Source organism: Planococcus sp. MSAK28401 (genome assembly GCF_018283455.1).
Lineage (GTDB): Bacteria > Bacillota > Bacilli > Bacillales_A > Planococcaceae > Planococcus > Planococcus alpniumensis.
Genome location: NZ_JAAMTH010000001.1, coordinates 1,309,855 through 1,331,787, shown reverse-complemented (window position 1 = coordinate 1,331,787; position 21,933 = coordinate 1,309,855). Strand labels below are relative to the sequence as shown.

The 21,933-nt window shown below is 49.4% G+C and carries 23 protein-coding genes and 1 other annotated feature; of the genes, 5 read left to right on the top strand and 18 right to left on the bottom strand.

Annotated elements, in window-relative coordinates; genetic code table 11:
- Position 1: 1 nt before the first annotated feature.
- From ytpR to G3255_RS06800, 6 genes are all read right to left on the bottom strand, one after another.
- Positions 2 to 610 (bottom strand): YtpR family tRNA-binding protein, encoded by a 609-nt coding sequence (gene ytpR, locus G3255_RS06825; protein WP_211653816.1) that lies wholly within the window; start codon positions 608 to 610, stop codon positions 2 to 4.
- Positions 607 to 1,422, bottom strand: a complete 816-nt coding sequence (locus G3255_RS06820) for a DUF1444 family protein (RefSeq protein WP_211653815.1) — start codon at positions 1,420 to 1,422, stop codon at positions 607 to 609. Before G3255_RS06820 ends, ytpR begins: the two co-directional genes overlap by 4 nt.
- Positions 1,423 to 1,486: 64 nt before the next feature.
- Complete coding sequence (locus G3255_RS06815; protein WP_211653814.1) at positions 1,487 to 1,804, bottom strand: thioredoxin family protein; 318 nt, start codon at positions 1,802 to 1,804, stop codon at positions 1,487 to 1,489.
- 5 nt (positions 1,805 to 1,809) lie between these two features.
- Positions 1,810 to 2,319 carry a hypothetical protein gene (locus G3255_RS06810; RefSeq protein ID WP_211655785.1) on the bottom strand — a complete coding sequence of 170 codons (510 nt, stop codon included), beginning with the start codon at positions 2,317 to 2,319 and terminating at the stop codon, positions 1,810 to 1,812.
- Between the two features lie 132 nt (positions 2,320 to 2,451).
- The gene (locus tag G3255_RS06805) at positions 2,452 to 2,961 is read right to left on the bottom strand and encodes a DUF84 family protein (protein WP_211653813.1); all 510 of its coding nucleotides are present in this window, start codon (positions 2,959 to 2,961) and stop codon (positions 2,452 to 2,454) included.
- Between the two features lie 74 nt (positions 2,962 to 3,035).
- Positions 3,036 to 4,109, bottom strand: coding sequence for a M42 family metallopeptidase (locus G3255_RS06800; protein WP_211653812.1), 1,074 nt, complete (start codon positions 4,107 to 4,109; stop codon positions 3,036 to 3,038).
- A 176-nt stretch (positions 4,110 to 4,285) separates the two neighbouring features.
- Here G3255_RS06800 and G3255_RS06795 point away from each other — a divergent pair, with 176 nt between their 5' ends.
- Positions 4,286 to 4,600: a PepSY domain-containing protein gene (locus G3255_RS06795; RefSeq protein WP_211653811.1), complete on the top strand. Its 315-nt coding sequence runs from the start codon at positions 4,286 to 4,288 to the stop codon at positions 4,598 to 4,600.
- Positions 4,601 to 4,654: 54 nt separating this feature from the next.
- On the opposite strand, the gene G3255_RS06790 is transcribed toward G3255_RS06795, so the two are convergent.
- From G3255_RS06790 to pepV, 6 genes are all read right to left on the bottom strand, one after another.
- Positions 4,655 to 5,512 carry a YtnP family quorum-quenching lactonase gene (locus G3255_RS06790; RefSeq protein WP_211653810.1) on the bottom strand — a complete coding sequence of 286 codons (858 nt, stop codon included), beginning with the start codon at positions 5,510 to 5,512 and terminating at the stop codon, positions 4,655 to 4,657.
- Between the two features lie 25 nt (positions 5,513 to 5,537).
- Positions 5,538 to 6,185 carry a tRNA (guanosine(46)-N7)-methyltransferase TrmB gene (trmB, locus tag G3255_RS06785; protein WP_211653809.1) on the bottom strand — a complete coding sequence of 216 codons (648 nt, stop codon included), beginning with the start codon at positions 6,183 to 6,185 and terminating at the stop codon, positions 5,538 to 5,540.
- Between the two features lie 21 nt (positions 6,186 to 6,206).
- A complete protein-coding gene (locus tag G3255_RS06780; RefSeq protein WP_211653808.1) occupies positions 6,207 to 7,118 on the bottom strand; it encodes a diacylglycerol/lipid kinase family protein in 912 nt (303 codons plus the stop codon).
- A 16-nt stretch (positions 7,119 to 7,134) separates the two neighbouring features.
- Positions 7,135 to 7,671, bottom strand: a complete 537-nt coding sequence (thpR, locus tag G3255_RS06775) for an RNA 2',3'-cyclic phosphodiesterase (protein ID WP_211653807.1) — start codon at positions 7,669 to 7,671, stop codon at positions 7,135 to 7,137.
- 88 nt (positions 7,672 to 7,759) lie between these two features.
- Positions 7,760 to 8,608 carry a D-amino-acid transaminase gene (gene dat, locus G3255_RS06770; protein ID WP_211653806.1) on the bottom strand — a complete coding sequence of 283 codons (849 nt, stop codon included), beginning with the start codon at positions 8,606 to 8,608 and terminating at the stop codon, positions 7,760 to 7,762.
- A 22-nt stretch (positions 8,609 to 8,630) separates the two neighbouring features.
- A complete protein-coding gene (gene pepV / locus G3255_RS06765; protein ID WP_211653805.1) occupies positions 8,631 to 9,998 on the bottom strand; it encodes a dipeptidase PepV in 1,368 nt (455 codons plus the stop codon).
- Positions 9,999 to 10,301: 303 nt separating this feature from the next.
- Here pepV and G3255_RS06760 point away from each other — a divergent pair, with 303 nt between their 5' ends.
- The gene (locus tag G3255_RS06760; protein ID WP_058381140.1) at positions 10,302 to 10,523 is read left to right on the top strand and encodes a DeoR family transcriptional regulator; all 222 of its coding nucleotides are present in this window, start codon (positions 10,302 to 10,304) and stop codon (positions 10,521 to 10,523) included.
- Between the two features lie 27 nt (positions 10,524 to 10,550).
- Here G3255_RS06760 and G3255_RS06755 read toward each other — a convergent pair whose 3' ends face one another.
- The gene (locus G3255_RS06755; protein ID WP_211653804.1) at positions 10,551 to 11,264 is read right to left on the bottom strand and encodes a pseudouridine synthase; all 714 of its coding nucleotides are present in this window, start codon (positions 11,262 to 11,264) and stop codon (positions 10,551 to 10,553) included.
- A gap of 11 nt (positions 11,265 to 11,275) precedes the next feature.
- Positions 11,276 to 12,880, bottom strand: coding sequence for a putative polysaccharide biosynthesis protein (locus tag G3255_RS06750; RefSeq protein ID WP_211653803.1), 1,605 nt, complete (start codon positions 12,878 to 12,880; stop codon positions 11,276 to 11,278).
- Between the two features lie 131 nt (positions 12,881 to 13,011).
- Here G3255_RS06750 and G3255_RS06745 point away from each other — a divergent pair, with 131 nt between their 5' ends.
- The gene (locus G3255_RS06745; RefSeq protein WP_211653802.1) at positions 13,012 to 14,298 is read left to right on the top strand and encodes a BaiN/RdsA family NAD(P)/FAD-dependent oxidoreductase; all 1,287 of its coding nucleotides are present in this window, start codon (positions 13,012 to 13,014) and stop codon (positions 14,296 to 14,298) included.
- 742 nt (positions 14,299 to 15,040) lie between these two features.
- On the opposite strand, the gene leuS is transcribed toward G3255_RS06745, so the two are convergent.
- The 3 genes from leuS to G3255_RS06730 form a co-directional block, all read right to left on the bottom strand.
- On the bottom strand, positions 15,041 to 17,452 hold the full coding sequence (gene leuS / locus G3255_RS06740) for a leucine--tRNA ligase (RefSeq protein ID WP_211653801.1): 2,412 nt from the start codon (positions 17,450 to 17,452) through the stop codon (positions 15,041 to 15,043).
- Between the two features lie 89 nt (positions 17,453 to 17,541).
- Positions 17,542 to 17,737, bottom strand: a binding site (T-box leader).
- 44 nt (positions 17,738 to 17,781) lie between these two features.
- Positions 17,782 to 18,435: a 3-oxoacid CoA-transferase subunit B gene (locus tag G3255_RS06735; RefSeq protein WP_211653800.1), complete on the bottom strand. Its 654-nt coding sequence runs from the start codon at positions 18,433 to 18,435 to the stop codon at positions 17,782 to 17,784.
- 18 nt (positions 18,436 to 18,453) lie between these two features.
- Positions 18,454 to 19,140, bottom strand: coding sequence for a CoA transferase subunit A (locus G3255_RS06730; RefSeq protein ID WP_211653799.1), 687 nt, complete (start codon positions 19,138 to 19,140; stop codon positions 18,454 to 18,456).
- A gap of 173 nt (positions 19,141 to 19,313) precedes the next feature.
- Here G3255_RS06730 and mnmL point away from each other — a divergent pair, with 173 nt between their 5' ends.
- A complete protein-coding gene (gene mnmL / locus G3255_RS06725; RefSeq protein ID WP_211653798.1) occupies positions 19,314 to 20,267 on the top strand; it encodes a tRNA modification radical SAM protein MnmL/YtqA in 954 nt (317 codons plus the stop codon).
- Positions 20,264 to 20,833 carry a tRNA 5-(aminomethyl)-2-thiouridylate-methyltransferase MnmM gene (mnmM, locus tag G3255_RS06720; protein ID WP_211653797.1) on the top strand — a complete coding sequence of 190 codons (570 nt, stop codon included), beginning with the start codon at positions 20,264 to 20,266 and terminating at the stop codon, positions 20,831 to 20,833. The genes mnmL and mnmM overlap by 4 nt, the downstream gene beginning before the upstream one ends.
- Positions 20,834 to 20,880: 47 nt before the next feature.
- On the opposite strand, the gene G3255_RS06715 is transcribed toward mnmM, so the two are convergent.
- Positions 20,881 to 21,903: a zinc-binding alcohol dehydrogenase family protein gene (locus tag G3255_RS06715; protein ID WP_211655784.1), complete on the bottom strand. Its 1,023-nt coding sequence runs from the start codon at positions 21,901 to 21,903 to the stop codon at positions 20,881 to 20,883.
- Positions 21,904 to 21,933: the final 30 nt, after the last annotated feature.

Genomic DNA, 21,933 nt, shown 5'->3' with positions numbered 1-21,933 from the left:
GTTACACCTTCATTTCAAATGGAGATCCTGTTTGCGCATCTTCCGGCAATACCAAAATTCCTTTTTCCGCCGGCGCATCCGGCAAGTCCAATTCTTTCGCTGAGCAAATCATTCCGCTAGAAGCGACGCCGCGCAGTTCTGCATCACGAATAACCATACCAGAAGGCATGACCGCCCCGACTTTAGCGACGACCACTTTTTGGCCTGCTTCTACGTTCGGCGCACCGCAAACAATCTGCAAGGTTTCTTCGCCGACTGCCACTTGGCACACATTCAATTTGTCGGCATTCGGATGCTTGTCTTTCGACGCTACATAGCCGACAACGAATTTTGGTGTTAAATCAACTTCCAGCGTATGGGAGACACCGTTTTTCTCCAATGCATTTTGAAGCGCCGTCACGAGTGCTTCCGTCACTTCTACAGGCTGACCTTCCGGCAAGTCTGCATAATCGCTTGCTTGGAACAAGTTGAAACCGGCGATTTCCTGCTGGCCATTTTTGATCAAAGTCACATCCCCAAATTGTTCCGTATGGATTTTTTCCGGCTTGTCCAATGTCAATTGGACAAGCAGCACATCGCCGACGCCTTGTTTATTATAGAATGCATTCATTTTTTATCGTTCTCCTTCTCGGGTCTGTTTTTCGCTAAGATGAATATCGGTTCAAGCGCCTCGTTTTCATAGACGAACGATAAGGATGTAATCGGCACTTTGCCGTTCGTGAAGAAATGCATTGCCATCTGGGCAAGCACGTCGTATCCGGTCTCGTTGCGGATATCGCCGATGATCAAGACGTCCTGATGGGGGACTGAGACGGTCATGTCCCCTTGTACTTTGTTTTTCATGTCTTTCAAAAATGTTTCATTCAAGATGCGTGTGGCATCATAACCATCATTTTCATTCAGGAAGTAAAAAACATTTCCTGCTACATGGTCTTCTTTGACAGTAGTTTTTAACTTCTTCACTTGGAATTTGGCAATTTCCTGTACTTGATCGGCTGTCAGCGCTAGGCTTTCCAACACTTTGTCATCAATCAGCCGGTAAGTCGTCCCTGCATCGAGTGCATAATAAACACGCGTTTCTGCTGTATGGGGCGAAGTCAGGAAGCGATGGCCTTCACGCGATTCTTCCGGAAACGAAGTCGAACGGATAACCGGGTAAATATGCTGCTCGCCCGGCAATTCCCCAGCTGACTCGCGTTCCATCGCTTGGAAGGTCTCGGAAATGGTATAAGTGATTTCTTCGATCGCTGAATCACCTTTCGTTTCAAAACGGTTGATTACTTGCGGCAAGGAAATGGTCATGCCTTTCCCCAGCTTTTTATGCCTAACATTTGCGATATCTTTTTGGCGGTCCAATGTCCAGTTCAACTGGTCATTTGCAACCCGCTCTTTCAGTATAGTAAATAACTCGGCGGATTTCATTCCTATTTTCCTCCTTTTCACAAACAAACGGTTCATCCTGCATACAGGAGAACCGTTTTCCCTTTTATTTCGACAGGTTGGAGATAAACGATTCAATTTCCTCCTGCGTCTTGCGGTCGCGGCTGACGAAACGCCCTTGCTCCTCGCCTCCACGGAATCCAAGAAAGCTCGGGATCCCATAAATATCTTTTTCGATGCACAAATCGATGAATTCATCTCGGTCGACTGAGACAAAAGTATAGTCGCTGAATTTCTCTTCAATGTCAGGCATGATGGGATCGATCACCCGGCAATCCGGGCACCATCCAGCTGTAAACATGAAGATGACATTCTCTGAGTTTGCTAGTTGCGTAAATTGCTCGACTGACTGCAATTTTTCCATATTGTTCACTCCTCTTGTGCCGCTTCGATGGAACGGGCGGTTTCCATCATCCATTCCATATGGTTTCGAAGCGCGGCTTGCTCTGTAATCGTTGAAAGTTTCGCGCCTCCGGAACTGACCACCAATTCATAGCGGTCTTCTGCAATCGTCCGGACCGTGACGAACCCGAACCGGCCATGTTGGCTGAATTTCTCATCCGCAAGCCAGGTTTCTTCCGGCTTCGCTTTTTGCAAATCATAGAAGAACGTGCTGTCCGGTGCTTCGTTTGGGTTGAGGAACAACGCAAACGCTTGGCTACCGCGGGTGATCAATACATTATGATCATCTGAAGGCTGTTGCACTTCATAGCCCCCGGGAACATAGAGTTCCGTTTCGCCGGCCGTTTCATTCGGTTTCGGCGCTTCCTCTTCAAATGCCGCCCTGGCGCTTGAAACGCCTTCCACCAGATTGTCCTCAGGACTGACACAGCCAGCGAGAACCAGGACTGACGAAAACAACATCATTTGTAAACCCATTCGAAGCACAGCATTTCCCCCTCTTTTTCTCCATCGGCTTCCCGTTTCCTGATTAAAGCAGTGAAACAGGCATGATTGAATAAGCTTTTCTTTTCTAGCTACATTTTAAAGATGTTTGTGGGCACATGCAACTTAATCGCTGTTTGCTTGCCATTGCCCGAACAATAAGACAACGATTTGAGAAAATAGCTCAACCCGGTTCAACTTGCCGGCTGTCAAAATGCCGATCGCTCCTTTATGGTGGCGGATGCCTGTTTCCTGTGCATAGCGGTCCATGACAGGGCCGAGTTCTTCGCCAGCACGCAACAGCATGGCAATTTCCGCAGGCAACGGCACTTGCGCCCCGCCTGCCACGTAAACATCTCCATCGGATGTAACCAGGGCTCCCCAATTGCATAGATACATCGTCCCGTCGAGTTCGAAGACGCCCCCTTCCAATCCAATTGCAGCGTCACAATCAGCAAGCACATGATGTGCGCGATTGATCGCCCCGGCTTTGGTTTCTTCAATAGAAAAAGGCTGTGCCGAAACTCCTGATTGTGCTTCTTGCTGGTTGATCTCTGCCTGGATGCCTAATTTCTCAAGAGCTGACGCGACTGCCCCGGTTTTAGCTGGATTGGTTGATGCTACACATAATTTCATCTGTTTCTCTCCTTTGCTTCATGTAAAATTTTTATCCGCAGCCAGACAAAAAGCGGCCCGGGGGCCGCTTTTCATCAGACGTTTTGTTTGATTGTGTCAATCGTCGATTGGTCTGTTGCCTTCACTAGTTTAACGAGCAGCTCTTTGGCCGCTGCGTAATCGTCTGTATGGATGACCGAAGCGGAAGTATGGATATAGCGTGAGCAGATGCCGATAACAGAACTTGGGATCCCTTCATTGGCGATATGAACTTTCCCAGCATCTGTCCCGCCTTGCGAGACAAAGTATTGGTAAGGGATGTTATGTGTTTCAGCAGTATCGAGAATGAATTCGCGCATACCGCGGTGTGTAACCATCGTGCGGTCGAGGATGCGCAACAGCGCCCCTTTTCCTAGCTGGCCGAATTCGTTCTTGTCCCCTGTCGCATCGTTTGCCGGACTTGCATCCAGCGCATAAAAGATATCCGGCTGGATCAAATTGGCGGCTGTCTGCGCACCGCGAAGTCCCACTTCTTCCATGACCGTTGCACCGGAGAACAATTGGTTCGGCAAAGACTCGCCTTGCAATTCTTTTAGCAATTCAATCGACAATCCGCAGCCATAGCGGTTGTCCCATGCTTTTGCCATGATTTTCTTGTCATTGGCCATCGGCGTGAACGGGCTGTATGGGACGATTTGCTGTCCAGGGAGAACGCCCATTGACAATGCATCTTCCTTATCATCTGCGCCGATATCGATTAGCATGTTCTTGATGTCCATCGGCTTTTGGCGCGTCGCCTCATCTAGCAGATGCGGCGGGATTGACCCGACGACTCCCGGAACGATGCGGTCTCCTGCAACCACGTCCACACGCATCGCCAGCATGACTTGATTCCACCAGCCGCCGAGTGGTTGAAAGCGCAGCATGCCATTGTCAGTGATTTGCGTTACCATGAAGCCGACTTCATCCATATGGCCGGCTACCATAACGCGCGGCCCATCGTGTGCGCCTTTTTTGACGCCAAATATACTTCCGAGATTGTCCTGGATCAGTTCATCCGAATATTTTTCAAGCTCACTGCGCATGAACTTGCGCACCGCGTATTCATTGCCAGGTGCTCCTGGAAGCTCGGTTAAGGTTTTAAACATCACTCTTGTATCCTGGTTCATTTTGGTTCCCCCTTGATAAAATATGTAAGTGCATCCTTTATCAGTTTAGAGCTTTTTCGTTATGAATGCCAGTTCAGGTAGTTCGATTAACGAAATATTTTGAGTGTTCACCGTTCATTGGGTGTATTTTTCCGCTTTATGGTACAATTTAGCCAGAATGCAAAGGAGGGGTTTTCATGAAAAATCGTGATTTGCTCGTTGGATTTGCTGCCGGTGCAGCAGCAGCCTATATCGCTAAGGAAGTTTACGAAAACAAACAGACGCTTTACCCGGCCGATGATGTGTTGAAGAAAGTCAAACAGTCCTTCAAAGAAGAAGGACCGATCGACGGTTCGTGGATCTTTATGAAAACCGAGCCTTACAATCAGCACGCGGTCAAGACGGAAGTGTATAAAGGCGGCATCACGCGGCACCGCGACGATGAACTCGAGCAGTACGAGTTTCTGGCCGATGCCTATACAGGAGCCGTCTTGGAAGTCACCAAATCATAAAAGAACACATTAAAACGCCCTGCGGATATGTCCGCAGGGCGTTTTGCTTTCTTTTTATTCAAACACTTTTTCTTTGCGTTCGAGCGCATCAACGATTTCTTTGCCGTCCTCGTTCCATTTGATGAGTCGGTAAAAGGCATCGTGATAGAAGCTGAAATAGAAATTGCCCGGCAGCGCTTCTTTCATCAGCTTGTCTTTTGCATAGATCGAGTCCATCGGATAATCATCGAATGCCAATACCCACAGCGGATTTTGATGGGCATGGGTCGGCATAATGTCCCCCATATGGAGAATCGTCTCTCCGTTCTGTTCAAACTTGATGACGCTATGGCCGTTCGAATGGCCGCCCGTGTGGATCATGGTGATGGCATCGAACACGGTCACTTTGTCGGTAAAGGTTTCAACCTGTCCGGTAATCGGCTCCCAATTTTCTTTCCAATACGTATTGCGTGAGCGGATGTTCGGGTTTTGCATTTCCTCCCATTCCACAGCTGACACGTAAATTTTGGCATTTGGGAACGCAGACACGTAATCCTCGCCCCGTTTTTTCGTCAGGCCAGCCGCGTGATCGCCGTGTAGATGCGTCATCAAGACCGTGTCGATATCTTGTGCAGACAAGCCAAACTCTTCCAGCTGCTCTTCCACAAGTGATTCCGAGGAAACGCCCAGATTGCGCTTTTGGCGATCGGTCAATTTGCCATTGCCGAGGCCGCTGTCGACGAGGATGTTATGCCCATCGAACTGCACCAAAATCGGATGTGTCGGCAATTCGATCTGGTTCTGCTCATTTGCAGGATAGCGTTTCGACCACACCACTTTCGGGACGACGCCGAACATCGTTCCCCCATCAAGCCAAGTCGTTCCCCCATCAAGCCAAGTTAACAACATGTCGTGAAATTGAAATTTCTGCATACAAACTCCCCCTTATGAGTTGATGTTACGCCTGGAATTTCGCCTCCAGCCGGTAGATCGGCTGTCCTTTTTTCAAAAACTTCTCTTCATATTCCGTCATGATATTCCATTCCGGTTCATTGGCATGAAGATCCAGCGATACATCCTTCAATAACATACCATATTCGGAAATGCTCGTGAGCGAATATTCAAAAAGCCCGCGGTTATCAGTCTTGAAATGAATTTCGCCGCCTTCAGGCAACACACGCTCGTACAATTTCAGGAAACTCTCATGCGTTAAACGCCGTTTCGCGTGTCGCGTCTTCGGCCAAGGATCCGAAAAGTTCAAGTAGACGCGATCGATTTCGCTTGCTTCGAAAAACGTTTCAAGCTCTTGTGCATTCACTTGCAAGAGGCGCAAGTTCGGAATGCCGCCTTCCGGCTCTAACGCCCCTTGAAGCGCCGTCACGATCACGCTTTCGAACAATTCAATTCCGATGTAATTGATGTCCGGATTGGCTTGAGCCATGCCCGTAATGAAACGACCTTTCCCGCTTCCGGCCTCGATGTGGATCGGGCGGTCATTGCCAAACTTTTCGTGCCATTTGCCTTTTAGCGCTTCCGGATTAGGAATGACGATCTCCGGATGGGCTTCGATCAACTCTGCCGCCCATGGTTTATATCTTGCTCTCATGTATAGACATCCTCTTTCTGCTTATAATTTTGCTTGTTGCCATTGTTTAGCTGAAACACAAAACTCAAGTGGTTCTTGCGCATCTGCCATTCCCGCGTCGTCCCCGTCCACATGACGCGGTACTGGGCGATCCACGGCGAGCGAAAAATGATTGCCGCTGAACTGTACGACTTCCGGAAATTTCGTATGGCTTCCGCTAAATACCGTACCAAAAACGGTGAGTAGTTTCAATCTCGGCAGACGGTGGACGACCGTCAATTCGAGCAGGCCATCGTGGACAGAAGAATTAGGTGAAATCTTCATACCGCCGCCAAAATACGGCTGATTGCTGACAGTAGCGAGCCACACATCCTCATAATGATAAACTGCGCCATTCAATTCGACCGTCAGGCAGAACTTCTTGAATGCAAACAAGGTCGTGACGACGAAAATCAAATACGCCAATTTGCCGAGCCCGAATTTATTCAGCCACAGCTTCGTTCTCGAACGATTGACAGCATGTGCGACGGCTGCGTCAAAGCCGAGGCCTGAACTGCTGGCAAACAGCTGCTCAGGTTGAACGCCCAGCTGACCGATATCGGTCAGCTGGCCTTTAGGGCTTGCCCAAAAACGGCTGATTTCCTGCGTAGAGGAAAAACAACTGAACGTACGCGCGAAATCATTGCCCGACCCGGCGGGAACCGAAGCGATGAATAGATGCTTCGAGCCGGCCGCAGCTGCGGCAATTTCACGCATCGTCCCGTCTCCGCCAAAGCCGATCACCAAAGTCTTCCGTTCCCTCTCTTTCAATTGTTCGACCAATTGAAATGCATGCCCTGGAGAGCGGGTGACGAATTGCTCGAAAGGAAAATCGATCGCTTCGGAAAACTTGCGCCATTTCCTAAGTGCCGCCCCGTTGCCGGCTGTTGGGTTAATGATAAAGACAATCTCCATATTTCCCCCCTAACGCTTAAGCGCCGCCTTTCAATCGATAAGTTTGGATTTCTTTGTATCGCGGGGTTTCCCGTGGATGAATTTCGAATAAAGAGAATGAATCAACCTCAAATTCCAGTTCTTCCAGCTGCCAGTTCCCTGCCAATTCGCCGCCTTTCCAGCGGCTGGCGAGTGTAATATGCGGAACAAAAGGTTTCGGGTCAGTAGACAGTTGCAATGGCCACAGCTGTTGCTCTACAGCCTGTTGAAGTTCCATCAACCCAGGGCTGTCAGCCAACGCAGCATAGACAATGCGCGGAGTTTCAGGATTGCCGAAAGTCTTCACGCCGTCGAGTTGCAAGCGAAACGGCGCTTGATCAATTTGCCGGAGACGTTCAACAATCTCTCCCAATTCGCCATAGCGGTCTTCGCCAATAAAGACCAAGGTAATGTGCATGTCTCCAGGAGGAGTTAAACGCTTATGGGTAGACAGCTCCCAGGAATCTCTCGCTTGCCCAATTTTTTCTGCTATTTTTTGCGGAATCCGAATTCCGATAAAATAATGCGTGCTCATAATCATCACCTCACTTTATTATAACTGACGGGCGCAAAAAAAGGACCGGCTCTTTGCCGGTCCCGGGATTGCATAATAAGTGCAGGAATCAGGAAATAACGCCCAATTTAATACGCGCTTCAAAAGCTTTTTGCAGTTTGCGCGTCAATTCGCCAGGCTTGCCATCCGCAATTTTCTGACCGGAAATCTCAGTGACCGGCATGACTTCGGAAGTCGTGGATGACAGGAAAAATTCATCCATCTCAAGTGCTTGCTGCTTCGTGAACGCCGTCTCCACTACGTCTATCCCCAATTCGTCGCATAGCTCAAATATGACGCGTCTCGTGATGCCGTTCAAGATCAAGTTGGTCGCTGGATGGGTATGGAGAACACCGTCTTTGATGCCGTACATATTCGACGATGAACCTTCCGTTACCGTATCGCCGCGGTGAAGAATCGCTTCGAAATAACCTTCTTCATAAGCCTGTTGTTTCGCCATAACATTGCCAAGCAAGTTCAAGCTCTTGATGTCGCAGCGCAACCAGCGCATGTCTTCAATCAAGACCGCTTTCACACCTTCTTTCAGGAATGTCACAGGGCGTTCGACCGATTTCGTGTAACCGACCACAACCGGCTCTGCATTTTCCGGGAATTGATGATTTCGAGGAGCCGCTCCCCGGGTAATTTGAACATACACTTGACCGTTGTCGATCTGATTCAGTTCAACCAAGTCGTAGAGCATCTTATGAAATACGTCTTTTGTGTAAGGAACCGTAATGCGGATTTTCTCTGCACTGGCATAGAAACGGTCGGTGTGTTCCGTTGCCGTGAACAGATCCCCTTCATAAACGCGGATGACTTCATAAATGCCGTCGCCGAACTGATACCCGCGGTCTTCTTTTGAAATCTCCAAATCCTGTTCTTTTACAATCTCGCCGTTAGACAAAATCCATTTCATTGCCATTCCTTCTTTCCTGTAATTATTTGCAAGCCAATTGATAAATGGCTTCTGCATATATCGCTGTTGCTTTTACCAAATTGTCAATATCAACGAATTCATCGGCTTGATGCGCGACATCAGGTTCTCCCGGAAACAACATCCCGAAAGCGACGCCTTTATCAAGCACGCGTGCATAAGTGCCGCCACCGATCGCCAATAAGTCTGCCGGCTCGCCGGTTTGCTTCTCGTAAGCCTGCTGCAGTGTTTGAATAAACGGATCGGCTGCATCCACATGATGCGGCTGCGAATTGGATACTATATCCACTTTAATGCCTTCTATTTGATGTCCTGCCATCAATTCATCAAATGGGCAGCTGACGGAATAGCGCATGCTGACGCGTACATCGGCACGCTCTCCCGCCTTGAACCGCATGATGCCGGCATTGAATGTCGTGTCACCGGACGCATCATCCGAAAACGAGAGTCCGAGCTTTCGGCCTCTGGAATCGCCGCTGAAATAATCGGCGATAAAGCGGACGAACTCAGAACCGTCTCCCGTAACTTTATCTTGCAAAAATTTCGCGAGCACAATGCCCGCGTTGACGCCTGCGTCGGGTTCCATGGCATGGGCCGATTTGCCGTATACAGTCAACACGGCGCCGTCAGCAGACGACGTACAGTCGCCCGACACTTTTTCCATTTCGCAAAATTTCTGGAAGGTCGCATCAATCTCGCCGCTTTCCAGTGCTAGCTTTGCCACCGCACGGTCCGGCACCATATTGGTCCGTTCACCTGAAGTAAATTCCAGCAATTCACCGGTTTTTGCAGATCCAAGCGTGTACTGGAGGTCCGCGATGCCTTTTTCCGCATTGATGATTGGGAAATCCGCATCCGGCGCAAATCCGATATCCGGCATTTCCTCTGTTTGGAAATAACGCTCCACGCAGCGGAAGCCGCTTTCCTCGTCAGTGCCGATGATTAACCTGACTCGACGCTTGAACTCGAATCCTGCATCCTTGACCATTTTCAGCGCCAACCATGCAGCGATTGTCGGGCCTTTATCATCGATGGCCCCGCGCCCGAACAATTTCCCGTCGGCGATCTCGCCGCCAAACGGGTCTTTTGTCCAACCGTCTCCAGCCGGCACGACATCCACGTGGCCAAGAATTCCGAGAAGTTCATCACCTTCTCCGGTCTCCAGATGCCCTGCCACGTTATCGACATTTTTCACCTTAAACCCTGCACGCTCTCCTTTTTCCAAAAACCAATCGAGCGCTTCTCGCACTTCTTTTCCGTAAGGAGCGCCAGGATTTCCGTCTTCGTTTAATACGCTCGGAATTGCGATCAACTCCTGCAATTCACTGAGCAATTCTTCTTTACGCCGCTCTGCTTCCTGCTGCCAATCCATGCCTCACACTCCTTTTTGTTATGGCTATTGTACACCTTTTTCAAATTATTTAAAGAACAGCCGGTTATTTTTTGTAGATATTTTCTATTTCATTCATATTAAGTTCCAGTAAAGAAAACTCGAAATCATGGAATCTGAGACGTTTTTTCGATATAATCAAATTGTCAGACAAGTCAAATTGACGGATTTTCTAGAAAAAGGAGCTGTCTACCGCTATTATTCCTTAATCGCTGTATACACCACACTCACGCGTCCGCTAGTCTTTGCCATTGGTATTAAAGATGAAGGAGTGGTTCTTAACTTATGAAACCCACAACTGACCGCATGCTCATTCGAATCAAAGACATGTACAAGTACATTCTCGAGAACGGGACTGTGACCACACAGGATCTGGTCGATGAATTCGGCATCACTCCTCGCACCATTCAAAGGGATTTGAATGTGTTGGCCTTTAACGAACTGATAAAAAGCCCAGTTCGGGGCAAATGGACAACGACGGAGAAAAAAGTCAAAATGACGTCCTGAAAACAAAGAAAATGACCGCCCAGGCGGTCATTTTCTTTGTTTTAATTTAGTTAATTCGTCTTCCGTCAATTCACGGTATTCCCCAAGCTCAAGCGTTTCGTCCAATTGGAGCATGCCCATCGACAAACGCTTCAAATACACCACTTGCTTATTCACGCTTTCGAACATGCGCTTGACCTGGTGGAATTTCCCTTCCGTAATGGTCAATTCGATTTCGGATTCATCCCCGCTGCGTAAAATGTGCAGCTGCGCAGGCTTTGTTTCGTAACCATCATCGAGCACGACGCCTTGTTTGAATGCTTCTATGTCTTCATCAGTTACGGGGCTGTCGATTTTTGCGTAATAGGTTTTATCGACATGCTTTTTCGGCGACAGCAACTCGTGAGCCAATTTGCCGTCGTTTGTGATCAGCAACAGCCCTTCCGTATCTTTATCGAGGCGCCCGACCGGAAACGGCTCGAATCGCTGCTCATCTTCCGTCAGTAAATCGATGACGGTTTCATCGAAGCGGTCTTCTGTCGCTGAAATGACGCCTTGCGGTTTGTTCATCATTAAATAGATAAACTCCCGGTAGACGACCGGTTCACCGGCGACCGATACGTCATCCGCTTTCTCATCAACGTGAAACTTCGGATCGCGCACCGTTTCGCCGTTCACTTCCACCGCTTTCGATTTCAGTAAAATCTTAACTTCTTTTCTTGAGCCGAATCCTGAATTCGACAATAATTTATCGATTCTCATATCATTTCCTCCTAGAAGCCGAAGCGTCTTGTAATGCGCGTAATTCTCGCGCCGAGCAGCTTCTGGGCAAGCCCTGTCTTCAAGCTGAGGTATCCGTAAACAATAGCGCCGACCCCGCCGACTAAGATGATGCGGATCATCGACAATAATTTATTGTCCATGCCGATAATATAATCGAGACCGTTCATTGCAAAATACACAGCGAACGCCATGACGGCATTCAAGATGAGAATGAGCAAAATGCGGCGGAACACCATTTTCGAGCGGTAATTCATTGCCTTTGAAATGACGATCATGTTCATCGTGATCGCAACGACATAGCCGATGATCGTTGCAGCGATCGCACCGTCCGTCTCGAACCACATGATCAGCGGCGTATTCAGCAATGCTTTCAAGCCGAGACCTATGAGCAAGTTGATGATGATCCATTTCTGTTTATTGATCCCCTGCAAGATGGAAGCTGTCACAGGGAATGCGGCAAAAAGAATCGCAACCGGTAAATAATGCGCCAAAATCTCCGAACCAATCTCACTCACTTGATAAAAGACATGATAAAGCTCATCCGACAGCATCGTCATGCCGATGACGGCAGGCAAGGTCAAGAACAAAATCAGCTGGAACGACTGGTCCAATGTTTTCGTCACTTGCAGATGTTCGTTGCGCGTGAAATGCTTCGTGATGAGCGGAATGAGCGCCATCGAGAATCCTGTCGCAAGCATTACCGGAATCATGACCAGTTTATGGGCAGTCAAATTCAAGATTCCGAGGAGGTCCGTCTCCATGATATTATTGCCGGCTGCCATTGCTCGGTTGAAGGTCATCAAATCGACGAACTGGAACAGAGGATTGGCGATGCCGAGGAAAATAACCGGTACGGCGTATAGCAGGATTTCACGGTACATATCCCGCAACCGCACATCATAAGATTCAACGGATGTTGCGAGTAGCTGATTATATTCCGGCTTCTTTTTACGCCAGAAATAATACAAAGTGACAAGCCCGCCGAGCGCACCGATTGCAGCGGACAATACAGCAAACTGGATCGCGGTCTTCGGCGTGCCGTCAAAAAGGTAAATGACGGCAAATGCGCCACCGAGCAGAAAGATGATGCGGACGATCTGTTCGATCAATTGCGACACGGCGGTCGGCATCATATAGTTATAGCCTTGGAAAAAGCCGCGCCACAGACTCATGAACGGCACGACGATCAACGCGAAGCTGACCCAGCGAATCGCATCAGCGATATCGTTTACCGAATAGAGGATTTCATCTTCCGAAATGGTAATACGCGCGAGCGGTTCAGCCAGCACATAAAGCGCCAAAAACGATATAAAGCCGGTAATCATCATCGTCAGCAAGCCTGAGCGCAATAATCGCCTCCCGGTTTCGTAATCTCCGAGTGAATTGTATTTAGCCGTGAACTTGGAAAACGCAATGGGCGCTCCGGAAATCGCCAGCGCAAGCATCAAGTTATACGGTATGTATGCGTACTGGTAAAGTCCGATATTATCTGCTCCAACCATGCTGTAGAACGGGATGATGTAGATGACGCCGAGCACTTTCGACAGAAATAAACCTAAAGTTAAAATGGCGGTACCTTTAATTAATGAGGACATTTTGCACTCCCTGACTTTGTTCAAAATAAAAAGCAATCTACACGATAGTTTACACCTATAGACAAAATTACTCAACGTGTTTTGCCTCATCGTGTATACTGAAAAGAAAAACGAAAGTGAGTTTTTATTATATGTATGACATCATTATCATCGGCGGAGGCCCATCCGGCTTAATGGCCTCCATCGCTGCCGCATCGAACGGCAAGCGCGTGCTGCTCGTCGAAAAAGGCAAAAAGCTCGGCAAGAAATTGATCATCTCCGGCGGCGGCCGCTGCAATGTAACAAACCGCCTGCCTTTAGAAGAAATCGTCCGCCACATTCCTGGAAATGGACGCTTTATGTATAGCCCGTTTTCCGTATTCAATAACGAAGACATCATCGAGTTTTTTGAAAACCTTGGCGTCGCCTTGAAAGAAGAAGACCACGGTCGCATGTTCCCTGTGTCAAACCGCGCTCAAGACGTCGCGGATGCGATGTTTAGCGAGATGGACCGGCTCGGCGTCGAGCGAAAACTCGATTCCCCCGTCAAAAGCTTGCTGATGAACGACAATAAAGTGACCGGCATCCGCCTGCACTCAGGCGAAGAATTCGAATCGCACGCGGTCGTTGTCGCAGTCGGCGGCAAAGCGGTGCCGCAAACTGGATCGACCGGAGATGGCTATCCGTGGGCGGAAAAAGCGGGACACACCGTCACCGACCTGTATCCGACGGAAGTTCCTTTATTGTCGAATGAACCGTTCATCAAATCACGCGACCTACAAGGGCTTGCCCTGCGCGATGTCGCCGTGACGGTGCTCAACAAAAAAAGCAAAGCGCTCGTCACGCACCAGATGGATATGCTGTTCACCCATTTCGGGCTGAGCGGGCCTGCCATCCTGCGCTGCAGCCAGTACGTCGTCAAGGAAATGAAGAAAAACGGCGGCCAAGCTGTCACCGTCCGCATCAATTCCATGCCGGAGGACAATGCGGAATCGGCTTTCCAGCTGCTTAATAAGCTAATGAAAGACGAACCAAAAAAAGCGTTGAAGAACGTTTGGAAAAGTCTGGCGCAAGAACGCTGGCTGTTGTTCCTATTGGACCGAGCAGGCATTGACCCGCAGCTGACCGGTGCAGCATTACCGTCGGATAAAGTCCGTGCGCTCGCGGCTGAAATGACGGCATTCACGATGACCGTCTCCGGCACGCAGCCGATCGAAAAAGCGTTCGTCACGGGCGGCGGCGTATCGATTAAGGAAATCGAGCCGAAGACGATGCATTCGAAGAAAAAGCCCGGCTTGTTCTTCTGCGGTGAGATCCTCGACATCCACGGCTACACCGGCGGCTATAATATCACGTCCGCGCTTGTCACCGGACACGTCGCAGGAAAAAACGCAGCCGAGTTCGCTGCATCTTATCAAACCGAAAGTCCGATTGCATAAGCAATCGGGCTTTTTTCTTTGGAGTAAAGTTGAAAGAGCAAATGAGGACTCACTTCTTAAAGTAGACAGAATCAAAGATAGCGGGAGTTTTCTCGTGAAAATGTTACTGAATATTGAAGTACAGTTTCCCTTCATAGTCGCCGCTCGGCTTTGGGTTGGCCTTTGGCAATAAGCCAGAAAGAACGTCTGTCTTATTGCGTCGGCTCACCCCTTTACGCTCGGCGGCTAAGAGATTTCATTGTATGAAGACGGTTTAAGCAGATTAGCTTCTTTATTCAGTTGCCGGCTAGCGGGGAAATCGCTTCCCGAGATGAAGCACCTGACCGGCCAGTCCTTGAATTGGAAAAATGTTTGTTTTGTTTAGCGGTTGAAAACCGATGTGACTTCATTCTCAGATCTGGTTGAAGCAAGCTCGAGAATATAATCCATCTCCAAACCTTCAGCTGATTGAACTAAAAAAATTAACTTCCACTCTAAAACTAGAAGACGGAGTGGAAGGGGGCTGACGCCTGTGGGACCGAGCGGGCTGGCGAGACAAACGTGTCGCGCACTTTGCGACACGTTGGCTCAACACCCGCCCCACGGCAAGCAGCCCCCTGCAACGCAGTCGAAAAGCAGAAGCTTTTCCACTCACTTTTCTAAAATTGACTCTTACAGTCTCAAGGATTTCTAAAATTTCACTGTCACATTGGTATTCAATATAAAAAACCGCCAGAGAAATTTCCCTGGCGGCTTTCATTATTTATCCTACAACGATATTAACCAATTTCCCTGGAATGGCGATGACTTTGCGGACTTGCTTGCCTTCTGCCGCTTTTTGGACGTGCTCGTCGGCGAGTGCCGCTTCTTCCAGTTGTTCTTTCGTGCTGTCTTTTGCGACAGTCAGCTTGCTTCTCACTTTGCCGTTCACTTGGACGACGATTTCGACTTCGTCATCGACCAGTTTCGACTCGTCATATGTCGGCCACGCTTCATACGTTACCGTCTCGCTATGCCCAAGTTTGTTCCAAAGCTCTTCGGCCAAATGCGGCGCGATTGGCGACAGCATCTTCACGAAGCCTTCGATGTACTCTTTCGGTAAATTGTCGGCTTTATACGCTTCATTGATGAATACCATCATTTGCGAAATCGCTGTATTGAAACGAAGGCCGTCGAAGTCTTCGGTCACTTTCTTGACGGTCTGGTTGTAGATTTTCTCCAGTTTTCCGTCATTTTGGTCGCTGACTTTGCTCGAAATCGCATCGTCTTCGATGAGCAAACGCCACACGCGGTCAAGGAAACGACGAGATCCGTCTAGTCCGTTTGTCGACCAGGCGATGGACGCTTCGAGCGGCCCCATGAACATTTCGTACATGCGCAGCGTATCCGCGCCGTGGCTTTCGATGATTTGGTCCGGGTTGACGACATTGCCTTTGGATTTCGACATTTTCTCATTGCCTTCACCGAGAATCATCCCTTGGTTGAACAATTTTTGGAATGGCTCTTTCGTCGGCACGACGCCAAGGTCATACAGAACTTTATGCCAGAACCGCGCATACAATAAGTGAAGGACGGCGTGTTCCGCACCACCGATATAGACATCCACCGGAAGCCAGCGTTTCAATAATTCCGGATCCGCGATCGCTTCGTCGTTTGTCGGATCGATAAAGCGCAAATAATACCAGCAGCTGCCTGCCCATTGCGGCATCGTGTTCGTTTCGCGGCGGCCTTTCATGCCGGTTTCAGGATGCGTGACATTAACCCATTCTTCGATATTGGCAAGCGGTGATTCGCCTGTCCCGCTCGGCTTGATATCCGTTGTGACCGGAAGTTCCAGCGGCAAATCCTTATCATCGACCGGAGACATCGTGCCGTCTTCCCAGTGGATGATCGGAATCGGTTCGCCCCAATAGCGTTGGCGGCTGAACAGCCAGTCGCGCAAACGGTAGGTGATTTTCTTCTCGCCGACGCCTTCTTGCTCGAGCCAGTCGATCGCTTTTCCAATCGCTTCGGTTTTGTTCAAGCCGTCAAGGAAACCGGAGTTGACGAGTTCGCCGTCGCCAGCGTAAGCTTCTTCGTCGATGTTGCCGCCTGAGACGACTTCGACGATCGGCAGCTCGAATTGTTTCGCGAACTCATAATCGCGTTCGTCATGTGCCGGCACGGCCATGATCGCGCCTGTCCCGTATGTCGCGAGGACATAATCGGCAATCCAGATCGGCATTTTCTCGCCGCTTGCTGGATTGATCGCATAAGCTCCGGTGAAGACACCCGTCTTGTCTTTTGCAAGATCCGTACGCTCCAAATCGCTTTTCGTTTTTACTTTGTCGATATAGGCAGCAACTGCTTCACTTTGTTCGGATGTCGTGATTTCCCCGACCAATTTATGTTCAGGAGCAAGCACCGCGTAAGTTGCGCCGAAAATCGTATCCGGGCGCGTGGTGAAGGCGCGGAAAGAAAGCCCAGTGCCGTCGATTTTGAAATCGAGCTCGGCCCCTTCGGATTTGCCGATCCAGTTGCGTTGCATGTCCTTCAAGCTTTCCGGCCAATCAAGTTCGTTCAAGTCTTCAAGCAAGCGGTCTGCGTATTCCGTGATCCGCAGCACCCACTGGCGCATCGGGCGGCGTTCGACTGGATGGCCCCCACGCTCAGAAACCCCGTCGACCACTTCTTCATTGGCAAGGACGGTGCCGAGTGCCGGACACCAGTTAACCGCTACTTCATCGACATATGCCAAACCTTTATTATAAAGCTGGATGAAAATCCATTGCGTCCATTTGTAATAGTTCGGGTCGGTCGTGTTGATTTCACGGTCCCAATCATATGAAAAGCCAAGTTCCTGGATTTGGCGCTTGAAGGTCTCGATGTTTTTCGCCGTGAATTCCGCAGGGTCATTGCCGGTATCAAGCGCGTATTGCTCAGCTGGCAACCCGAATGCATCCCAGCCCATCGGATGAAGCACATCAAAGCCTTGCATGCGTTTTTGGCGGCTTAAGATATCGGTCGCTGTGTAGCCTTCCGGATGCCCGACGTGAAGCCCGGCGCCTGACGGATACGGGAACATATCAAGTGCGTAGAATTTCTCCTTGCCCGGCGTGTTCTCCGTTTTGAAGGTTTTGTTTTCTTGCCAATGCTGCTGCCATTTCTTTTCGATTTCCTTGTGGTTAAAAGACATTTCCTATTTTCCTCCTCTAAATACAAGCGGATGTCCGCATGCCCTGCATAGTTTTCAGCAAAATAAAAAATCCCGCCCCTTAAATTAAACTAAGGGACGGGATTTTTCCCGCGGTACCACCCAAATTAGCGCTCAGGCGCCCAACTTGATTCCTTAACGCGGAAAACGACGCAATCATTGCGCAGACTCCAAGGCGAGTTCAAACATCCTGCATGCCGGCTCGCACCATCCGCCGGCTCTCTTTTATGCATTGTATGTCCTACTGCTCCTCTTCACGGCCATTTGCTATTGATTTCATTTTAGCTGAGCGCCTGTTTTTATGCAATAGCTCAGTGCACTTTCACGCTGTCTGTGTTCAAGTTGGCATCGGTTGCAGCGACGACGTCGTCTACTGTGTGGCCTTCGAATACTTCTTTCAACACGAGGCCGGAATCCGTCACTTCGATCACCGCGCGTTCCGTGATAATCAAATTGACGACCGCTTTCCCCGTAAGCGGCAATTCGCATGCTTTTTTAATTTTCGCTGAACCGTCTTTCGAGACATGGTCCATGATAACGATGACTTTCTTCGCTCCGTGCACGAGATCCATCGCGCCGCCCATGCCTTTGATCATTTTTCCTGGAATCATCCAGTTGGCCAGGTCGCCGTTTTCTGCGACTTCCATGCCGCCAAGGATCGCGACATCGATATGACCGCCGCGGATCATGGCGAATGACTCTGCGCTCGTAAAGAATGCGGAGCCTGGAATAGTCGTGACAGTTTCTTTTCCGGCGTTGATCAAATCGGGATCGACTTGGTCTTCTGTCGGATACGGCCCAATGCCGAGCAATCCGTTTTCGGACTGCAAGACGACTTGCTTATTATCGGAAATGAAGTTCGCAACCAAAGTCGGCATGCCGATGCCCAGGTTGACGTAATCTCCATCGTTGATTTCTTTTTCCGCTCGTTTTGCGATTCGTTCTCTGATAGCCTGTTTATCCACTGCTGTCCCCACCCTTTCTTAACGCGTCGTCAAACGCTCGATTCGTTTTTCTTGGTCTGCTTGCAACAAGCCTTGTACGTAAATGCTCGGCGTTTGCACGTGGTTCGGGTCGATATCGCCGATTTCCACTACATGCTCGACTTCAGCAATTGTCACTTTCCCGGCAGCTGCCGCTAGCGGATTGAAGTTTTGTGCCGTCTTGTTGTAGACGAGATTGCCCATTTTATCTGCAGTATGTGCACGGACCAGTGAGAAATCTGCTTTCAAAGCCATTTCGAGCACGTGTTCCTTGCCATCGAATTCACGGATTTCCTTGCCTTCTGCGACGGTTGTGCCGACGCCTGCCGGTGTGAAGAATGCCGGAATTCCGGCTCCGCCTGCGCGCATTTTTTCAGCGAGCGTACCTTGTGGCGTGAGTTCCACTTCGATTTCGCCTGACAATACTTGGCGTTCGAATTCTCTATTTTCGCCGACATACGAGCCGATCATTTTCTTGATTTGCTTGTTTTTCAGCAATAAACCAAGGCCCCATTCGTCGACCCCACAGTTATTGGAAATTATTGTTAGATCTTTTACCCCTTTATCGACAAGCGCTAGGATCAGCTGTTCTGGAATGCCGACCAGCCCGAATCCTCCAACCATGATGGTGGCACCGTCTTGTATCGGTTCAACTGCCTCTTTGGCAGAATTGTAAATCGGTTTCATCGCGCGTTTCCCCCTCTGCAACATTAACTGAATTTTAATTCAATAAAACGCTTCCATTTACAATTTAACCAAAACTCCATGGGAAACGCAACAAGGACAATGGGCGCACGATTTTTGGCAGCTTTTCGGCCGTCAACTGCGTGCTATAATGACAGCTAAGGAGTGGTTTTATTATGGACAATGAATTCCCCTTCCCGAGTGACGGGAAGCGTTATTATACGTGGAACCGCCATTTGCGCGGGCAGTTTGGCGAAAAGATCATGAAAATCTCGCTCGATGCTGGATTTGACTGCCCGAATCGCGACGGCACAGTTGCTTTTGGCGGCTGTACGTTTTGCTCGGTCGCTGGTTCCGGTGATTTTGCCGGAGACCGCGTTGACCCGATTCCTGTGCAATTCGAGCAGGTGAAAGCGAAAATGCACCGCAAATGGAAAGACGCCAAATACATCGCCTATTTTCAAGCCTATACGAATACCCATGCGCCGATCGACGTCATCAAAAGACAATTTGAAGCGGCACTCGCACAGGAAAATGTGGTCGGCATCAGCATCGGCACGCGGCCCGACTGCCTGCCGGATGAAGTTGTTGAATACTTAGCTGAACTCAACGAACGCACCTATCTATGGGTGGAACTCGGACTGCAGACTGTCCACGAGCGCACTGCGCAGCTCATCAACCGTGCGCATGATTTTGACACTTACAAAAAAGGTGTCGACAAATTGCGGGCACACGACATCAATATTTGCAGCCACATCATTAACGGTTTGCCACTTGAAGACAAAGATATGATGATGGAAACGGCACAGACGGTCGCAAAACTCGACGTCCAAGGAATCAAGATCCACTTGCTGCATTTGTTGAACGGCACGCCAATGGTCAAGCAATACGAAAAAGGCATAGTCGAATTCATGGAAAAGGACGCCTATATCCAACTCGTCGCCGACCAGCTGGAAATCATTCCGCCTGACATGGTCGTCCAGCGCATCACCGGCGACGGCCCGATCGATTTGATGATCGGCCCGATGTGGAGTACGAATAAATGGGAAGTGCTGAACGGCATCGATAAGGAACTCGAGATGCGTGGCAGCTGGCAAGGCAAGCATTATGCGGGGAGTGTGGCATTATGACTTTGCAGCGCGTCTTGCCTTTCACCAAATCTTTGCTCGAACAAGTCGTTTACGAAGGTGACAGCGTGGTAGATGCCACTGCCGGAAACGGGCATGATACCCATTTCCTGGCAGGTCTTACCGGTGCATCTGGAAAAGTTTATGCATTCGATATCCAGCAACAAGCGATCGAAGCGACTAGACAGCGCACAGAAGCGTTTCGTCATGTTGAATTGATTTGCGACAGCCACGCGAAAATTGCACAATACGTTACAGAACCAATCGCAGCCGCCGTTTTCAATCTCGGCTATTTGCCAAAAGGCGATCACGCCATCATCACCAAAGCGGACAGCACCTTGCAGGCAATCGGCCAATGCCTCGAGCGCTTAAAGACAGGCGGCTTGGTGTTAGTCGTCATTTATTCTGGCCACGATGGCGGCAGCGAAGAGCGCGACGCGGTGATGGATTACGTCAAGCAATTGCCGCAAACCCGCTACGACGTCATGAAATATGAATTCATCAACCAACAGCATTCACCCCCATTTTTGGTCGCAATCGAGAAAAAACAGCAGCGCCAAAAGAAATAATGGCTAAATCTAAAAGAGCAGCGTGCCCATGCACGCTGCTCTTTCACTTATTTCTCGACAGGGCCTTCGAGAACAATTTTCCCGATCGTCTTGCCAGACATCAGTTTTCCGTAAGCTTCTTTCAAGTTTTCTGGATTGATTGGTGCCATCGTTTCATTGAGCGTCGACTGGACCTTGCCGCTATCTGCCCACTCTGACAGCTCATTCAATAAATGATGCTGCTCGATCATGTCTTCGGTCTGGTACATCGAGCGCGTGTACATCAATTCGTAGACGAAGGTCACGCTTTTTCCGAAGAATCCTGGAGCGAGCGGTTCGAACGCCGGCAGGATTGAACAGATTTTTCCTTGCGGCCGGATCGCGTCCGCCATGCCTGCCATATGGTCGTCAGTATTGGTCAGGCAGAAAATATAGTCCAAGCCGTCAATATCCAGTTCCTTCAATTGAGGCAGCAATTCCTGGTGATGATTAATCGTGTGATGGACGCCGTGTTTTTTGGCCCACTCGACCGTTTCCTGCCTTGATGCTGTCCCAATTACAGTGAGCCCTGCTAATTTGGCGATCTGCGTGGCGATCGAACCGACACCTCCCGCAGCGCCGATGATTAGAATGTTCTTGCCTTCATTGTCCTGCGGGTTTTTCGAGATGCCCAAGCGGACAAACAGGGCTTCCATTGCGGTCAATCCCGTCAATGGCAATGCGGCTGCATGCGCAAAATCCAAGTTTTTTGGCTTGTGGCCGACGATGCGCTCATCAACTAAATGAAATTCGCTATGGCCGCCTGCCCGTACATTGGTGCCTGCATAAAATACTTCATCGCCTTCTTTGAACAAGGAACAATCGCTTCCCGTCGATACTACAACACCCGCGACATCCCTGCCGACGATCGTCAAGGAATCGTCGTCCGGTTTTTTCGAATCACGCGTTTTGTAATCGGTCGGATTCACCGATACCGCCTTTACCTCCACAAGCAAATCGTGACCTGTTGGCTCTGGCTTGTCCAATTCCACCGCTTCGAACTGAGGCGGTTGTTCCGTATTTCCGGGTTTATAAAATCCAAGTGCTATCATTTTCGAATTCAATCCATTTCGCCTTCCTTT

Excerpts from the sequence above, each read along its gene's own strand:
- ytpR (WP_211653816.1), bottom strand. The coding sequence starts at position 610 with ATGAATGCATTCTATAATAAACAAGGCGTCGGCGATGTGCTGCTTGTC.
- G3255_RS06820 (WP_211653815.1), bottom strand. The coding sequence starts at position 1,422 with ATGAAATCCGCCGAGTTATTTACTATACTGAAAGAGCGGGTTGCAAAT.
- G3255_RS06815 (WP_211653814.1), bottom strand. The coding sequence starts at position 1,804 with ATGGAAAAATTGCAGTCAGTCGAGCAATTTACGCAACTAGCAAACTCA.
- G3255_RS06810 (WP_211655785.1), bottom strand. The coding sequence starts at position 2,319 with ATGGGTTTACAAATGATGTTGTTTTCGTCAGTCCTGGTTCTCGCTGGC.
- G3255_RS06805 (WP_211653813.1), bottom strand. The coding sequence starts at position 2,961 with ATGAAATTATGTGTAGCATCAACCAATCCAGCTAAAACCGGGGCAGTC.
- G3255_RS06800 (WP_211653812.1), bottom strand. The coding sequence starts at position 4,109 with ATGAACCAGGATACAAGAGTGATGTTTAAAACCTTAACCGAGCTTCCA.
- G3255_RS06795 (WP_211653811.1), top strand. The coding sequence starts at position 4,286 with ATGAAAAATCGTGATTTGCTCGTTGGATTTGCTGCCGGTGCAGCAGCA.
- G3255_RS06790 (WP_211653810.1), bottom strand. The coding sequence starts at position 5,512 with ATGCAGAAATTTCAATTTCACGACATGTTGTTAACTTGGCTTGATGGG.
- trmB (WP_211653809.1), bottom strand. The coding sequence starts at position 6,185 with ATGAGAGCAAGATATAAACCATGGGCGGCAGAGTTGATCGAAGCCCAT.
- G3255_RS06780 (WP_211653808.1), bottom strand. The coding sequence starts at position 7,118 with ATGGAGATTGTCTTTATCATTAACCCAACAGCCGGCAACGGGGCGGCA.
- thpR (WP_211653807.1), bottom strand. The coding sequence starts at position 7,671 with ATGAGCACGCATTATTTTATCGGAATTCGGATTCCGCAAAAAATAGCA.
- dat (WP_211653806.1), bottom strand. The coding sequence starts at position 8,608 with ATGAAATGGATTTTGTCTAACGGCGAGATTGTAAAAGAACAGGATTTG.
- pepV (WP_211653805.1), bottom strand. The coding sequence starts at position 9,998 with ATGGATTGGCAGCAGGAAGCAGAGCGGCGTAAAGAAGAATTGCTCAGT.
- G3255_RS06760 (WP_058381140.1), top strand. The coding sequence starts at position 10,302 with ATGAAACCCACAACTGACCGCATGCTCATTCGAATCAAAGACATGTAC.
- G3255_RS06755 (WP_211653804.1), bottom strand. The coding sequence starts at position 11,264 with ATGAGAATCGATAAATTATTGTCGAATTCAGGATTCGGCTCAAGAAAA.
- G3255_RS06750 (WP_211653803.1), bottom strand. The coding sequence starts at position 12,880 with ATGTCCTCATTAATTAAAGGTACCGCCATTTTAACTTTAGGTTTATTT.
- G3255_RS06745 (WP_211653802.1), top strand. The coding sequence starts at position 13,012 with ATGTATGACATCATTATCATCGGCGGAGGCCCATCCGGCTTAATGGCC.
- leuS (WP_211653801.1), bottom strand. The coding sequence starts at position 17,452 with ATGTCTTTTAACCACAAGGAAATCGAAAAGAAATGGCAGCAGCATTGG.
- G3255_RS06730 (WP_211653799.1), bottom strand. The coding sequence starts at position 19,140 with ATGAAACCGATTTACAATTCTGCCAAAGAGGCAGTTGAACCGATACAA.
- mnmL (WP_211653798.1), top strand. The coding sequence starts at position 19,314 with ATGGACAATGAATTCCCCTTCCCGAGTGACGGGAAGCGTTATTATACG.
- mnmM (WP_211653797.1), top strand. The coding sequence starts at position 20,264 with ATGACTTTGCAGCGCGTCTTGCCTTTCACCAAATCTTTGCTCGAACAA.
- G3255_RS06715 (WP_211655784.1), bottom strand. The coding sequence starts at position 21,903 with ATGATAGCACTTGGATTTTATAAACCCGGAAATACGGAACAACCGCCT.